Consider the following 14412-nt stretch of genomic DNA (forward strand, 5'->3'; position numbering starts at 1 on the left):
CTCCCGGGCCGCGCCGCGCCGAGCAGCTCACCCCAGTAGCCGTACACCTCCGGCACCCCGTCCCCGGAGATCCCCAGCAGGCCGGTGAAGTCGTCCTCGTCGGAGATCTCCGGCCCACCGCACTCGTGCACCGCGGCGATCCCCAGCGACGCCGCGTGGCGCAACGCCACCCGCTGCGCCGCCACCCGCTGCGCCCGGGTCACCGACCCCTGCGCCGCCGCCCGCACCACGTGGTGCGCGTCGCGCCGCAGCCAGCCCGACGGGTCGTAGCCGGGCGCGGCCGCCGCCTCCGGGCAGGCCGCCAACAACGCCGCCGACACCAGCGCCGAGTGGATCGACGCCTGCGACAGGTACACCCGCCGGCCACCGGCCGCCCGGTCCAGCGCCGCCGCGTCCGGCAGGGTCCGCTCCGACCAGTACGACTCGTCCCAGCCGTGCCCCAGCACCACCGCGTCGCCCGGCAGGCCCGCCGCGAACGCGGACACCGCGTCCAGCAGCTCACCGGCCGAGCGCACCGCCGACAGGTCCAGGCCCGACAGGACCAGACCGGTGTCGGTGGCGTGCACATGGGCGTCCACGAACGCGGGCGTCACCAGCGCGCCGTCGAGGTCCACCACCCGGTCGGCGGCCGGGGCGTCCGCGGCCGCACCCAGCCAGGCGATCCGGCCGTCCCGGACCAGCAGCGCCGTCGCGCTCGGGTCGGCCGGACAGTGCAGCACGCCGCCGCGGTACAAGGTCGAGGGGTTCGTCATGGGGTTCAGTCTGCCGCCAACCGGGACTCGAAGAGACCACGCACCCCCGGCTCGGAGCGCAGCAGCTCCAACGCCAGCTCCGCGTGACCTGGCACGTACCCGTTGCCCACCAGCATCGTCACGTCCGCCGCCAGGCCCTCCGCGCCCAGCGCGGCGGCGGCGAAGCTCGTCGCCATCGAGAAGAAGATCACCGTGCCGCCGTCCTCGGTGGCCAGGACCGCCCCGTGCTCGCAGCCCGGCACGTCCACGCAGACCACCGTCACGTCGGCCGGCGCGCCCAGCGCGGTGGTCACCGCGGTGGACAGGCCCACCGGGTCGCGGGCGTCGGCCAACGCGACGCCGGTGGCCAGCCCGGCGCGCTCCAGCGCGTCGCGCTCCGCCGCCACCGGCACCACCCCGACGGTACGACCCGCGCCCGCCCGCCGCGCCGCCGCGAGGGACAGCGACCCGCTCTTGCCGGCGCCGCCGATCACCGCCACGTTCACCGGCCGCGGGTCGCCCTCGCGCCGGCGTCGGGCGACGTGCTCGGCCACCACGCGGGCGGTCAGCGCCGGCGCCCCGCACACGTCCAGGACCGCCAGGGACAGCTCCGGGTGCAGGTCGGCCGGCAGGACCGCCGCGATCGACCGGGCGAACAGGATGGCGTACCCGTCACAGGGCACCTGCTCGCTGCGCCCGTCCCAGCGGGCCAGGCCGTCGAGGACCATCAGCGGGGTCAGCGTCAGCGATACCAGGGTCGCCACCCGGTCGCCCGCCTTCAGCCCCAGCGGGGACCGCCGGCCGGCCTCGTCCACCGTGCCGATCAGCATGCCGCCCGACCCGGTCACCGGGTTCTGCATCTTCCCCCGGGTGGAGATGATCTCCAGCACCTCGGCGCGGACCTTCTCCCCGTCGCCGCCGTGCTTCTCCGACAGCTGCCGGAAGCTCGCCGCGTCCAGGTTCAGCCGCTCCACCCGGATGCGGACCTCGTTCGCGGCGATCCGCGGGTCGGCGTCCAGCCGCCAGGCCGCCTGCGGCAGCACCCCCGCCGGTTTCACGACGCGGTGCAGACCCACCGGTGACGTCACGCCGACCCCCTACCTCCAGCCGCCCGAAGCCCTGGCTAGGACTCGCGTCGCGGGAAAACTTACGGCAGACTAATTTCTTTACCGGATATTTTCCAGTAGCCTTCGGGATCGCTGATCAACCCGCACCAGGAAACGAGGAGGGGCCGTGACCCAGACCCAACCGGTTGAGACCATCCCTCAACCCCGTCACGCCCCGGTCGCCGTCTCGACCGCCGGGCAGCCGTACGAATACCGCCGCAGCCCCCTGGTCGAACCCGACTGGACCCGCTTCCCCGGCTGGCGCCACGTCACCCGGGAGCAGTGGGAGAACGCCCAGTGGCAGCGGGTCAACTGCGTCAAGAACATCAAGCAACTGCGCACCGTCCTCGGCGACGGAGTCGACGAGTCCTTCTACGCCGACCTCGAGGCCGACCAGAAGGCCCTGGCCACCATGTCGATGCTGGTGCCGCCGCAGATGATCAACACGATGGTGCCGTTCGCGCCGATGACCACCGAGGCGTTCCTCGCCGACCCCATCCGGCGCTACATGATCCCCGTCGCCTCCGACCGGCGCACCGACTGGCCGTCGCACCCCTACGCCAGCCGCGACTCCCTGCACGAGCACGACATGTGGGTCGCCGAAGGCCTCACCCACCGCTACCCCACCAAGGTCCTCGCCGAGCTGCTCTCCACCTGCCCGCAGTACTGCGGCCACTGCACCCGGATGGACCTCGTCGGCAACTCCACCCCCGCCGTCGACAAGCTCAAGCTCACCCTCAAGCCCGTCGACCGGTACGACGCCCACATCAGCTACCTCAAGGCCCACCCCGGCGTCCGCGACGTCGTCGTCTCCGGCGGCGACGTGGCCAACGTGCCGTGGAAGAACCTCGAGTCGTACCTGATGCGGCTGCTGGAACTGGAAACCGTCCGCGACGTCCGGCTCGCCACCAAGGCCCTCATGGGCCTCCCCCAGCACTGGCTGCAGCCCGACGTCGTCGAGGGCCTCGAACGGGTCGCCCGCACCGCCTCCCGCCGCGGCGTCAACCTCGCCATCCACACCCACGTCAACCACGCCCAGTCGCTCACCCCGCTGGTCGCCAAGGCCGCCCAGACCGCCCTTGACGTCGGCGTCCGCGACGTCCGCAACCAGGGCGTGCTCATGCGCGGCGTCAACGCCACCGCCCCCGACCTGCTCGACCTCTGCTTCGCCCTGCAAGGCGAAGCGGGCATCCTGCCGTACTACTTCTACATGTGCGACATGATCCCCAACGCCGAACACTGGCGGGTCCCGGTCTGGCACGCCCAGCAACTCCAGCACGACATCATGGGCTACCTGCCCGGCTACGCCACCCCGCGGATCGTCTGCGACGTCCCCTTCGTCGGCAAGCGCTGGGTGCACATGCTCACCGAGTACGACCGCGAACGCGGCATCTCCTACTGGACCAAGAACTACCGCACCTCGATCGAGTCCGCCGACCTGGAGGCGCTCAACAAGCGCTACGCCTACTACGACCCGATCGACACCCTGCCCGCCGCAGGCCAGCAATGGTGGGCCGACCACCGCGACGACTGACCCGAAACGGACCCTCGCCCCGGCACCCGCAGGTGCCGGGGCGATCCCTTTCCCCCAGCGCCGCACCACCGACGGCCGCGGGCACTAGCCTCCAGATCCATGAGCCCGGCAGCCCCCGACACCGCCGCCCGGGTCACCGCCGTCGAGATCTTCTTCGACGTCGTCTTCGTCTTCATCGTCACTCAGCTCGCCCACGTCCTCGAAGACGACCTCACCTGGGCCGGCTTCGGCCGCACCGTCCTCATCCTCGGACTGCTCTGGTACCCCTACACCGGCTACGCCTGGCTGACCAACCACGTGCCACCCGACGCCCCGCCCAGAAGATCGCCCTCTTCGCCGGCATGGCCGGCTTCCTGCTCACCAGCGTCGCCATCCCCGCCGCGTTCACCGACACCGGCCTGCTCTTCGCCCTCGGCTACCTCGTCCTCAACGGCGTCCACCTGATCATGTTCAGCCGCTCGGACGCCCGCGCCGTCGTCCCCCGCCTCGCCTCCTACAACCTCGGCGCGGCGCTGCTCATCGTTCTCGCCGCGTTCGTCGACGCCCCCGCCACCTACGCGCTCTGGCTCGCCGCCGCCCTCGTCCAGGCCGCGCTGCCCTACCTCACACCCGGACACTCCTGGATCCGCGTCGCCAGCACCTTCCACGTCTCCGCCGGACACTTCGTCGAACGCCACGGCCTGCTCGTGATCATCGCCCTGGGCGAGACCGTCGTCGCCATCGGCGCCGGCGTCGACGTCCGCCACGTCACCGCCGGCACGGCGGGCGCCATCGTCATGGGACTCGCCCTGCCCGCCGCCATGTGGTGGACCTACTTCACCGACACCCGCAACGCCGTTGCCTCCCTCACCACCGCCACCCCAAGCGCCCGCACCCACCTCGCCGCCCGCACCTACGTGCTGCCGCACTACCTGATCCTGCTCGGCATCATCGCCACCGCCGCCGGCATCCACGCCGCCGTCTCCCACCCGGGCGAGCCGGCCAGCATCGGAGCCGCGCTCGCGCTCTCCGGCGGCGTCGCCCTGTTCCTCACCGGCGTCGCCGGCGCCCGGCTGGGCCTGCGCCTCGGCCTACCCCTGGCCCGACCAGCCGGCGCCACCGCCGCGCTCGCCACCCTGCCCCTCGGCATCGGGACCGTCGCCGGTGCGCAGCTCGCCGCGGCAATCGGTGTGCTCACCGTGATGCCGTTGGCTGGCCCACTCCGCGGCGAGCCGCACACGGCGACGACGTAGCGGTCAGCCGCCCCGCGGCGCGTACATGATGACGGCGACGCCCAGCAGGCAGATCGCCGCGCCCGCCACGTCCCAGCGGTCCGGGCGGAAGCCGTCCACCAGCACACCCCAGCCCAGCGACCCGGCCACGAACACACCCCCGTACGCGGCCAGGATCCGACCGAAGTTGGGGTCCGGCTGGAACGTCGCCACGAAGCCGTACGCCCCCAGCGCCAGCACGCCCGCCGCGATCCACCACAGCCCCCGGTGCTCCCGCCAGCCCTGCCAGACGAGCCACGCTCCCCCGATCTCGGCCAGCGCGGCCAGCACGAACAGCAGCAGGGAACGGGCAACCGTCATGCCGGGAGGCTACCCAGCGGCCACCGCATCAGCTCACCGAGCCGTCCGCGAGGTCTCGCCCGGTCGGTGAGTCCGTCCAGGGCGGCCTCGCGCCCGGCCGGAACCCGCACGTCCACGACAACGCCGTCCGTGGCGGAGACCAGGAAGGTGAAGGAGGAGCATCCGGACTCATGCTTCGACGGTATGCCGTATCGGGTACCGGACGGAGGTAGCCCAGACGCACGGCGACGGGCTCCCGGACTGGGAGCCCGTCGCCGTGCGGGTCACTTGTTGAAGGCGTCCTTGACGTCGCGGCCGGCCTGCTCGCCGGCCTTTCGGGCGCGCGCCGTGCTCTGCTCGGTGGCGCCCTCCGCCCGCAACCGTTCGTTGTCGGTGGCCTGGCCGATCCGCTCCTTGGCAAGTCCGCTCAGCTCCTGGGCCTTGTTCTTCGTCTTCTCGGTGAAGCTCATCGAGGACTCCCTCCGCTGTCGCGGCATTCCGGGGCCGCATGCTCCGTCCCCGGGTGCGTCCCCGCATGTCCCTTGGCCAAACGGCTGGTGTGCCCGGGCACAACCGCTAAAGCGTCCTAGGATACTAGGTGAACGGGGAAGCGCGCCGGCTGGTTAACTGGACGAATGGGAGAGATCCTGCTGATCCGGCACGGCGAGACGGCCTGGACCGCCAGTCACCGGCACACCTCGTACACCGACCTGGAGCTCACCCCCGACGGCGAGCGGCAGGCCCGCGCGCTCGGCGTGATGCTCGCGGGCCGGCGGTTCGTCCGGGTGCTGGCCAGTCCCCGGCAGCGGGCCCTGCGCACCGCGCAGCTCGCCGGCCTCGACGTCGACGCCACCGACCCCGACCTCGCCGAGTGGAGCTACGGCGAGTACGAGGGACGCACGACCGCGGACATCCAGGAGGAACACCCGCAGTGGAACATCTGGACCGACGGCTGCCCCGGTGGCGAGTCACCCTCGCAGGTCGGCGAACGCCTCGACCGGGTGCTCGCCCGGGTCACTCCCCTGCTCGACCGGGGCACCGTCGGCCTGGTCGGCCACGGGCACAGCCTGCGGGTGCTCGGCGCCCGCTGGATCGGCCTGCCGCCGTCGGCCGGCGCCCGGCTGCGGCTGGACACCGCCACCGTCAGCGTGCTCGGTCACGAGCACGGGCGGCAGGTCATCCAGCGTTGGAACCAGCCGGCTCCGCCGCCCCCCGGGACCGACCCCGGCCCGGGCGTTCGGCACTGATCTTCGGCGGCCGATTCTCGTACGGCGTGGACAGCACCACGGTGGTGCGGGTGGTGACGTTCGCGGAGGTCCCGATCTCCGGCAACAGCCGCTCCGGTCGGCTGGGCCAGCTGGCCTGAGGGTCAAGGGAGCATCCTCACGTGGCCGCGCCACAACTATTGGCTCCGGTTCAGCGTTGACGCTGAACCGGAGCCAATAGTGGGCGCTGGCAGGATCAGAGGTAGCGCGAGGCCTCGTCGAGGAAGCGCTGCGCGTACCGGTCCGCCGGAATGTCCCCAAGGTAGTACTTCTTGAGGTCGCGGCGGGTAGTGGCGAGGGGGTCGCTGCCGAGGAGGTCGTCGAGGGCGGCGTCGAGTCCCTGCAGCCGGCCGCCGTACGCGTCGATCACGTAGCCCGCCCGCGCAAGCGGGAACGCCTCCGGGAACTGGGCCGCCGGCACCGAGACGGCAACCATCACGAAGGGCTTCTCCGAGTACAGGTAGTCCGCCACCACGCTCGACACATCCGACACCATCGCGTCCGACGCGTTGAAGCAGTCCGCGACCGTCATCGCCACCTCAGCCTCGGCTCCGAAGACGTGTGGCCGTCCGTTCGCCCGGCGGTCGTCAGCCAGCAGCGTCCGGATGCGCTCACACTCGCGGGTCAACTCCGCGGACCGCTGACTGTACGGATGCGGTCGAAAGACGACGCTGCACCCGCGAGCGACGAGCGCCTTGATGATGTCGCAGCCAACGAGCAGCGAGGAATAGTTGGAGTCGGCATAGAAGCCGGCCCACGTCGGGGCGTACAGGACCCGAGGGTTGGCAATCGAGGCGATTGGCCCGGTGGCGATGGCGACGTTCTCGACCTGAGGGCGCCCGACGATGGTGAACATCTCTGCGGGCATGCTCACGCCGTTGGCCGCGAACCGGTCGATCGCGGCCTGGCCGGCGACGAAGTTCTTGTCGTAGATCCGGAAGACCGGGTTGTGACTCGGCACCTTGTCGCTGTCGCCGTGGTTGAGCTGGATGTGCGTCAGGTTCGTATACCGGATCACGTGGTTGTTCATCGTCGCGGTATTGACGTAGAAGGCTGCCCGTAGCGACGGGGCGATGACATCGTCGAGCTGGTTCAGCCCCATCCGCAGGACCACCGGGGCCTTGGTGAGACCCACCACCTCATTGAAGTTGGTTTGGCTGCGAACCAGCACAAAGAACTTCTTGCCGAGGCGTTCCAGGTAGGGCAACCACATCGCGATCTGGTAGGCGGTGCCGGCGGGTGCGTTCCAATGCACGAGAAAGACCGGCTCGTAGGCGGTCAGCGCGGCATGCAGTTTCGTCTCACTGCTGCGCCGCGCCCGCACCCGCGTCAGCGCCTGCAACCCGGTGAACAGGGCCAACCCGAGCGCCGCGGTCGCCACCGCCAGCGCGATCACCCCGAAGATGTCGGTGAACGCGCAGACCAGTGCCACGAGAACCGCAGCGCCGTTGACCAGCGCCACGCGGCTCGTGTTGGGGCTACGGTCAGGCCGTGAGCCGCTTCCGGGCAGGTTGGCCGAGACGGGGTAAACAGCATCGGACACGGCCGCCAACAGCGACTCGGTGAGAACCGCCAAGCCTGCGACGGCGACACCAACGGCCAAGGCGGGATCAAGACTGCCGTGTACCGCGCCGAGCAGGTACGCGCAGGCCAGCAGGAGGATACGCGCCACGACGGACGTTCCGCCGGACACCGAACCGCCACGCCACGCCCAGGCCAGCAGACCGAGCGCGAGAACGGCCGGGGGAAGCGCCCAGAGGCGGGAGCTTCCCACCGCCGCCAGCAGCAGGGCGGCAAGGGCCACCACCTCGACCGCCGAGGCGGGCAGTAGCGCCCCCGCGGCCGACGTCCGGGCCTCCGCCAGCCATCCGCTGAACCGGGACCGACCCGGCTTCGAAGCCGTCATCGCCCAACCCCCGCCGGCGACGGGTTGATCCGCAGCGGCTGCCCCACCCGGCCCCGGCAGTTCGCCAGGAAGTTCTGCTGCAACTGGGCGGCAGCGAGCGCCGCGTCGTAGGCCCGGTTCGCCTTGCCCGGCTGGACCACGTGCTCGACGTCGTTGTGCTCAAGGAACTGCAGGTAGGTGGCGAAGCTCTCCGCCTGTCGGGGCCCGAAGGCGCTTCGCTCATGCGACAGCACGGTTACCTCATCCTCCCGTTGATGACACGCAAAGCGACTCGAGGGCGGAGGCAGCACGGACAACACCGGCCGTAGGCCCGGCGTCCGCTCATGGTCCGGACCGCACGAATCAGGGATGGATCCTAGCTTCGATCCCTGCCAGCCGGCCGCACCGGGGTAGCCCGTTCTCGATCTTCCTCGACCCGTTTGGCACGATCTTGTCCGCCTGCGCCGAGCGCTCACCAATGACCGCATCCGATTTTTGCCGGCCGTCCCCGGCCAGGGGCGGAGGCGATCATCGCTCGCTGAGCGGGGTCAACCCGCCTGCGAACCCGCCGACTCAGCCGAGATGCCACGGAGCCGGTGCGGATTCACGGGATCCGGGCCGACCTTCGGCGGGCGATGCTCGTACGGAGTGGAGAGCACGACGGTCGTGCGGGTGGTGACGTTCGCCGAGGTCCGGATCTCCTGGAGCACCCGCTCCAGGTCCGTCGGGCTGGCCACCCGCACCAGCAGCAGGTAGAAGTCCTCCCCCGCCACCGAGTAGCACGAGTCGATCTCCGGCAGGTGGGCCAACCGCTCCGGCGCGTCGTCCGGCTGCGACGGGTCGAACGGCCGGATCGCCACGAACGCGGTCAGCGGCAGGTCCAGCGCCTCGAAGGAGACGCGGGCGGCGTATCCCTTGATGACGCCGCGCTGCTCCAGCCGGCGGACCCGCTGGTGCACCGCGGACACCGACAGACCCACCTTCTCGGCCAGGTCCGTGTACGACAGCCGACCGTCTCCGGTCAGCGCGGCGACGATGGCGCGGTCGATCTCCTCCACGCGGTGCAACCTACCTGGAAACGGGCTCTCGTGCCGCACCCGGCCCGCCGGGCGTGACGCTCAGCCGGCCGTGCGGTCGCGCACCGCGTCCGCCGCGTAGTCCAGCACCTCCGCCATGTCCTCCGCGTCGAGGAAGGGCAGGTCGGTGAGGATGTCCGGCACGGACATCCCCTCGGCCATCATCGCCAGCAGCGTGGCGCGCGACTGCCGCACGCAGGGCGCACCCCCATGACGCCGGGGTCGACGGTGATCCGGGGGAACGTCACCGCGACAGGTCAGCCCTTCGCGAGGGCGCGGGAGATGACCAGCCGCTGGATCTGGTTGGTGCCCTCGACGATCTGCAGCACCTTGGCCTCCCGCATGTACCGCTCCACCGGGTGGTCGGCCACGTAGCCGGCGCCGCCGAGCACCTGCACCGCGTCGGTGGTCACCCGCATCGCCATGTCGGTGGAGAAGAGCTTCGCCTTCGCCGCCTCGATGGAGTACGGCCGGCCCGCGTCACGCAGCCGCGCGGCCGCGAGGGTCAGCGCCCGGGCGGCGGAGATCTGGGTGGCCGCGTCGGCGAGGTTGAACCCGAGCCCCTGGAAGTCGATGATCGCGCGGCCGAACTGCTGTCGCTCCCGCGCGTACCCGACCGCATAGTCGAGCGCGGCCTGGGCCAGCCCGACCGCGCAGGCGGCGATGCCGAGGCGGCCGGAGTCCAGGGCGGACATGGCGATGGTGAAGCCCATCCCCTCGCCGCCGATCAGCCGGTCGGCGGGCACCCGGGCGTCGTCGAAGGCGATCTGCGCGACCGGGGAGGAGTGCAGCCCCATCGTCCGCTCGGCGGCCTGCGGGTGGATGCCGGGCGTGGCCCGGTCGGCCAGCAGGCAGGAGATGCCCTTCGGGCCGGGGCCGCCGGTGCGGCAGAAGATGTTGTAGAAGTCGGCGACCCGGGCGTGGGTGATCCACGCCTTGGTGCCGGAGACGACGTACGCGTCGCCGTCGCGGACCGCCTTCGTGGTCAGCGCCGCCGCGTCGGAGCCACCCTGCGGCTCGGAGAGGCAGTACGCCCCGAGCAGTTCCCCGCCGATCATGTCGGGCAGCAGCTTGCGCTGCTCGTCGGTGCCGAACTGGGCCACCGGGTAGCAGGACAGGGTGTGCACGCTGATCGCCTCGGCGACGGCGAGCCAGCGGCCGGCCAGGATCTCCAGCACCTGCAGGTAGACCTCGTACGGCTGGGCGGCGCCGCCGTGCTCCTCGGCGTACGGCAGGCCGAGCAGGCCGGCCCGGCCCACGGTGCGCAGCACCTCGCGGGGAAACTCGCCGCGCTCCTCGAAGCCGGCGGCCTTCGGCGCGAGCTCCCGGTCGGCGAGCTCGGTGGCGAGGTCCAGCAGGTCGTGGGCCTCGTCGGTGGGGAGGATCCGGTCGACAGTCATAGCGCGATGAGCTCCGTGGGGGTGGTGTTGAGCCGTTGCACGCCGTCCGTTGTGCAGACGACGATGTCCTCGATCCGGGCGCCGTGCCGCCCGGCCAGGTAGATGCCCGGTTCGATGGAGAACGCCATGCCGGCCTCCAACGGACGGGGATTGCCGGCGACGACGTACGGCTCCTCGTGGCCGTCCAGGCCGATGCCGTGACCGGTGCGGTGCAGGAAGGCCTCGCCGTAGCCGGCGCCGGCGATGAGGTCGCGGGCCACCGCGTCGACCGCCTCGGCGGTCGTGCCGGGGCGGACGGCCTCGACCGCCGCGCGCTGCGCCTCGTGCAGCACCATGTAGTAGGCGGCGAAGTCGGTCGGGGCGGGGCCGCCGGCGACGTAGGTGCGGGTGCAGTCGGAGCGGTAGCCCGACGGCATGGTGCCGCCGATGTCCACCACCACCGGCTCGCCGGCGCCGATCGGCCGGTCGGAGGTGCCGTGGTGCGGGCTGGCGCCGTTCGGCCCGGCGGCCACGATGACGAAGTCGACGGTCACGTGGCCGGCGGCGCGGATCGCGGCGGCGATGTCCGTGGCCACCTCGGTTTCGGTCCGGCCGGGGCGCAGCCACTCCCCCATCCGGTCGTGCACCGCGTCGATCGCCGCGCCGGCCTCGGCCAGGGCCGCCACCTCGGCGGGCGACTTGCGGATCCGCAGCTCGCGCAGCACCTCGCCGGCGAGCCGTTGGGCGGCGTCGGGCAGCGTGGCGCGCAGCGCGAGGACCTGCTCGGCCCACATCCGGTCGGCCAGTCCGACGGCCGTCACCGGGCCGGGCAGCGCCGTGCGGACCAGTGGGTACGGGTCGGTTCCGTCGGTGTGGTCGACGATGCGCAGCCCGGTGGCCGGTGCGGGGGACGCCTCGGCGGCCGGGCGTTCCAGGACCGGCACGATCAGCGTCGGCTCACCCTCGGCGGGCAGCACCAGGCAGGTCAGCCGCTCCCCCGCGTGGGCGTCGTACCCGGTCAGGTAGCGCAGGTCGGAGCCGGGGGTGAGCAGCAGCGCGTCCAGCCCCGCGGCGACGGTGGCGCGTTGCGCGGCGGCCAGCCGCTCGGCCGGGTACAGCTCGTCGATTCCCACCCGCCCAGCTTAACGGTCGTTTGGGCGGCGGCGTAGCTCAGGCCAGCAGATGCGGGGCGTGCTCCCGGACCGCCGCTCGCAGTTGGCGCAGCGACGGGTTGACCAGCGGATGTCCGGCGACCGTGACGGTCGGGACGGTCTCGTTGCCGTCGGCGACCGAGCGGACGAACGCGGCGGCGTCCGGGTGCCGCCAGATGTTGACCGCCCGGTACGGCAGCCGGGCGAAGCGCAGCTTCACCCAGAGCTTCAGGCAGTACGTGCACATCGGCCGCCAGTACAGGACGACACCATCCCGGTCCTGCTCCATCGGGCCCTCCCCACCACGGCGCGCCGGCGGCGCCGCGGCCCAGTCTGCCAGGCCGGGGCGACCGGACCGTCGGTGCGGGAGTGCCGCACCGGGCTGTGCAGCAGCGACGGCACCGGCTGAGCATGTGCAGGCCGCGTGCCCCGGACAATGTGCCACGATCTTGACCATGCGTCTCCCGCTCGGCCTGCTGCTGGCATCCGTCGTGAGCGGTGTGCTCTCCGTTGCGGCGGCGCTGCTCGTCATGCCCGGCGCGTCACTGCAGTACGGCCTCGTCATGCTGCTCGCGCTGCTCGGGTACGTGGTGGCGGCGAGCCGGGGTGTGCGTCGCGTGAGGTGGGCGGTCATCCTCGGTATCGGGCTGCTCGCCGTCGTCGCGGCGACGCGACTGTCCTGGTACCAGGAGCAGATCGGTGATGGGAGCTTGCTGACGTACGGCCGGGTAGGTGAGACGGCCATGCTGGCACGCTGGCGGGAGATGATCGACCGGGAGCGGCTCGCGGCGGCGGGTCTGCTGCTTGGCGTTCTGTGTCTCACGGCCGGTGTGTTGGCGTTGCCGGCGCGGGGTAGGCGGCGGGGTGTGGCGACCAGCCTCCTCGCGCTGCTGCTACTCGCCTGGTTCGGGCTGAGCTTCGCCAGAGGGTTCGGCCGCTATCCACTGCTCGAACTGCTCGGGACGGTATGGCCAGCGCTGCTCGGCACCCTCGCGGCCATGGGGGCACTCGCGCTGTCCGGTTGGCGCGCTGACCGGCGATGGCTGCTCCCGGTCGGGTCGTTCCTGCTGGCGCTGGCGGCGGCTCACGCTTACTCGGATCTCGCCGCGACGTGGTCAGGCTGGTGGATGATTGCCAACCCTCGCGACGATGCCTTCCTGGAGGTAGGGGTGAGGGTGAGCACGTCGGCGGAAAACTTCCCGCAGGTGTCGAAGGCCGTAGAGGCGGCGCTTGCGCTCGCCGGCCCCGGACTGGTGGCGGTCGGCGCATTGCGCAGCTCCCGTGAGGCTGACCCTGGACAGGCCGAGGCCCCGCAACGTAGATAGGCGGGGCGGTCCACGTTGACCACGCCGTCCACATCCAGCAGCCACACGGGGAGACGCTGGGCTCGCCGACTCCTGTCGGGGTGGGTCATCGGAGCACCGTAGGTCGCACCCGCGGATCGGCGACGCAATTTCCGGTCGTTCGCCGGCATCGATGCTGCTCCGCGGCCCACCCCCGTCGTCGCCCGAACCCCGCCGTGACCCATGGCGCACCCACCCTGGCCAGGCACTTCTTTGAGGTCTTGAAGTAAGTCATGTTTCGTTACGTCTCCGTTATTGACGTGACCGCCACCACTTCGATTGACTGCGACGGAACCGCTTCCGAAACCGGTTCCGCAACACGCCCTCAATCCCTGCGACCCGGGAGCGTCACGTGCCGATCACCATCGCCGACGTCGCCACCCGGGCGGGCGTGAGCAAGACGACCGTCTCCCGGGTGCTCAACGGCAAGGGCGAGGTGGACGGCCGGACCGCGGACCGGGTCCGCGCGGTCATCACCGACCTGGGCTACGTGCCGAGCGCCCGGGCCGTCGGGCTGGCCCGCGGCCGGACCCGGGTGGTCGGCATGCTGGTACCCGCCCTCACCTGGCCCTGGATGGGCGAGGTGTTGCAGGGGGCGGTCGACGTGGTCGAGTCCGAGGGGTACGGCCTGCTGCTGTCCACCTGCAACCGGGGGGACGAGTCGATGCGGCGGTTCGCCTCCCAGGTCTCGGCGAAGTCCTTCGACGGCCTGCTGGTGGTCGAGCCGGAGGGCACCCTGGACTACATCACCGCGCTGCACGAGCGGGGCCTGCCGGTCGTGCTCATCGACGACCGAGGCCACCAGCCGGGCTTCCCCTCGGTCCGCACCACCAACGCGGCGGGCGCCGGTGCCGCCGCGGCGCACCTGCTGGTGCTCGGGCGACGACGCCCGCTGGTCGTGACCGGCCTGAGCCGCTTCGGCTGCACCCGGGAGCGGCTCGACGGCTTCGCCCGCGGCTACGCCGAGGCGGGTCTGCCGATCGACCCGGCCCTGGTGGTGGAGGGCGACTTCACCTTCGAGTGCGGGCGGGCGGCGGTGGAACGCCTGCTCGCCGCCGGCGTGCCGTTCGACGCCGTGTTCGCCCACAACGATCTGTCCGCCGCGGGCGCTCTCCAGGCGCTGCGCGACGCGGGCCGCCGGGTGCCGCAGGACGTGGCGGTGGTCGGCTTCGACGACCTGCCCCTGGCCGGGCACACCCACCCGCCGCTGTCCTCGGTGCGCCAGCCGTTGCGGGAGATGGGCGCGGCCGCCGCCCGCGCGCTCATCTCCCACTTCGCCGGCGCACCCCTGCCCGACCAACCGACCATCATCCCGACCAGCTTCACCGCGCGCGCCTCGACCACCGCCACGTCCTGCGGCACCCGGCGGCCCGCGTCGCGCAGCGCCTGGAG

Annotated in this window: 15 protein-coding genes and 2 pseudogenes; 5 read left to right on the forward strand and 12 right to left on the reverse strand. The window is 71.9% G+C overall.

What is annotated here, in order from left to right; translation table 11 throughout:
- A partial coding sequence (locus DKT69_RS01745) for an amidohydrolase family protein (RefSeq protein ID WP_146230960.1) occupies positions 1-752 on the reverse strand: 752 nt, incomplete at its 3' end.
- A 5-nt stretch (positions 753-757) separates the two neighbouring features.
- A complete protein-coding gene (gene kdd / locus DKT69_RS01750) occupies positions 758-1819 on the reverse strand; it encodes an L-erythro-3,5-diaminohexanoate dehydrogenase (protein WP_109799857.1) in 1062 nt (353 codons plus the stop codon).
- Between the two features lie 145 nt (positions 1820-1964).
- On the opposite strand from kdd, the gene DKT69_RS01755 reads away from it, so the two are divergent.
- Complete coding sequence (locus DKT69_RS01755) at positions 1965-3371, forward strand: KamA family radical SAM protein (RefSeq protein WP_109799858.1); 1407 nt, start codon at positions 1965-1967, stop codon at positions 3369-3371.
- Between the two features lie 99 nt (positions 3372-3470).
- Positions 3471-4603: pseudogene (locus DKT69_RS01765) on the forward strand (low temperature requirement protein A).
- A gap of 3 nt (positions 4604-4606) precedes the next feature.
- On the opposite strand, the gene DKT69_RS01770 reads toward DKT69_RS01765, so the two are convergent.
- Positions 4607-4942 carry a YnfA family protein gene (locus DKT69_RS01770; protein ID WP_109799861.1) on the reverse strand — a complete coding sequence of 112 codons (336 nt, stop codon included), beginning with the start codon at positions 4940-4942 and terminating at the stop codon, positions 4607-4609.
- 263 nt (positions 4943-5205) lie between these two features.
- Positions 5206-5391: a CsbD family protein gene (locus tag DKT69_RS01775; RefSeq protein WP_109799862.1), complete on the reverse strand. Its 186-nt coding sequence runs from the start codon at positions 5389-5391 to the stop codon at positions 5206-5208.
- 165 nt (positions 5392-5556) lie between these two features.
- Between DKT69_RS01775 and DKT69_RS01780 the strand changes: the two genes are divergently transcribed.
- Positions 5557-6168, forward strand: a complete 612-nt coding sequence (locus tag DKT69_RS01780) for a histidine phosphatase family protein (protein WP_109799863.1) — start codon at positions 5557-5559, stop codon at positions 6166-6168.
- Here DKT69_RS01780 and DKT69_RS39385 read toward each other — a convergent pair.
- From DKT69_RS39385 to DKT69_RS01820, 8 genes and pseudogenes are all read right to left on the reverse strand, one after another.
- Positions 6098-6294: pseudogene (locus tag DKT69_RS39385) on the reverse strand (Lrp/AsnC family transcriptional regulator); the annotation flags it as partial. The gene DKT69_RS01780 and the pseudogene DKT69_RS39385 sit on opposite strands and share 71 nt — an antisense overlap.
- Before the next feature lie 88 nt (positions 6295-6382).
- The gene (locus tag DKT69_RS01790) at positions 6383-8092 is read right to left on the reverse strand and encodes a CDP-glycerol glycerophosphotransferase family protein (protein ID WP_109799864.1); all 1710 of its coding nucleotides are present in this window, start codon (positions 8090-8092) and stop codon (positions 6383-6385) included.
- Positions 8089-8325, reverse strand: coding sequence for a hypothetical protein (locus DKT69_RS01795; protein ID WP_109799865.1), 237 nt, complete (start codon positions 8323-8325; stop codon positions 8089-8091). The genes DKT69_RS01790 and DKT69_RS01795 overlap by 4 nt, the downstream gene beginning before the upstream one ends.
- A gap of 294 nt (positions 8326-8619) precedes the next feature.
- A complete protein-coding gene (locus DKT69_RS01800) occupies positions 8620-9129 on the reverse strand; it encodes an Lrp/AsnC family transcriptional regulator (protein ID WP_109799866.1) in 510 nt (169 codons plus the stop codon).
- A gap of 60 nt (positions 9130-9189) precedes the next feature.
- Positions 9190-9342 (reverse strand): DUF433 domain-containing protein, encoded by a 153-nt coding sequence (locus tag DKT69_RS01805; RefSeq protein ID WP_109799867.1) that lies wholly within the window; start codon positions 9340-9342, stop codon positions 9190-9192.
- A 62-nt stretch (positions 9343-9404) separates the two neighbouring features.
- Positions 9405-10547, reverse strand: a complete 1143-nt coding sequence (locus tag DKT69_RS01810; RefSeq protein ID WP_109799868.1) for an acyl-CoA dehydrogenase family protein — start codon at positions 10545-10547, stop codon at positions 9405-9407.
- A complete protein-coding gene (locus tag DKT69_RS01815; RefSeq protein ID WP_109799869.1) occupies positions 10544-11659 on the reverse strand; it encodes a M24 family metallopeptidase in 1116 nt (371 codons plus the stop codon). Before DKT69_RS01815 ends, DKT69_RS01810 begins: the two co-directional genes overlap by 4 nt.
- Before the next feature lie 37 nt (positions 11660-11696).
- The gene (locus DKT69_RS01820) at positions 11697-11966 is read right to left on the reverse strand and encodes a glutaredoxin domain-containing protein (protein WP_109799870.1); all 270 of its coding nucleotides are present in this window, start codon (positions 11964-11966) and stop codon (positions 11697-11699) included.
- Between the two features lie 166 nt (positions 11967-12132).
- Between DKT69_RS01820 and DKT69_RS01825 the strand changes: the two genes are divergently transcribed.
- Both DKT69_RS01825 and DKT69_RS01830 read left to right on the forward strand, forming a co-directional pair.
- Complete coding sequence (locus DKT69_RS01825) at positions 12133-13002, forward strand: aminopeptidase (protein ID WP_109799871.1); 870 nt, start codon at positions 12133-12135, stop codon at positions 13000-13002.
- 370 nt (positions 13003-13372) lie between these two features.
- The coding region (locus tag DKT69_RS01830) for a LacI family DNA-binding transcriptional regulator (RefSeq protein WP_109799872.1) at positions 13373-14412 on the forward strand (1040 nt) is incomplete at its 3' end.

Source organism: Micromonospora sicca (genome assembly GCF_003172935.1).
Taxonomy (GTDB): domain Bacteria; phylum Actinomycetota; class Actinomycetes; order Mycobacteriales; family Micromonosporaceae; genus Micromonospora; species Micromonospora sicca.

Bases quoted from the DNA above. Each gene is read 5' to 3' on its own strand.
- DKT69_RS01770 (WP_109799861.1), bottom strand. From the start codon at position 4,942: ATGACGGTTGCCCGTTCCCTGCTGCTGTTCGTGCTGGCCGCGCTGGCC.
- DKT69_RS01775 (WP_109799862.1), bottom strand. From the start codon at position 5,391: ATGAGCTTCACCGAGAAGACGAAGAACAAGGCCCAGGAGCTGAGCGGA.
- DKT69_RS01780 (WP_109799863.1), top strand. From the start codon at position 5,557: ATGGGAGAGATCCTGCTGATCCGGCACGGCGAGACGGCCTGGACCGCC.
- DKT69_RS01790 (WP_109799864.1), bottom strand. From the start codon at position 8,092: ATGACGGCTTCGAAGCCGGGTCGGTCCCGGTTCAGCGGATGGCTGGCG.
- DKT69_RS01810 (WP_109799868.1), bottom strand. From the start codon at position 10,547: ATGACTGTCGACCGGATCCTCCCCACCGACGAGGCCCACGACCTGCTG.
- DKT69_RS01820 (WP_109799870.1), bottom strand. From the start codon at position 11,966: ATGGAGCAGGACCGGGATGGTGTCGTCCTGTACTGGCGGCCGATGTGC.
- DKT69_RS01825 (WP_109799871.1), top strand. From the start codon at position 12,133: ATGCGTCTCCCGCTCGGCCTGCTGCTGGCATCCGTCGTGAGCGGTGTG.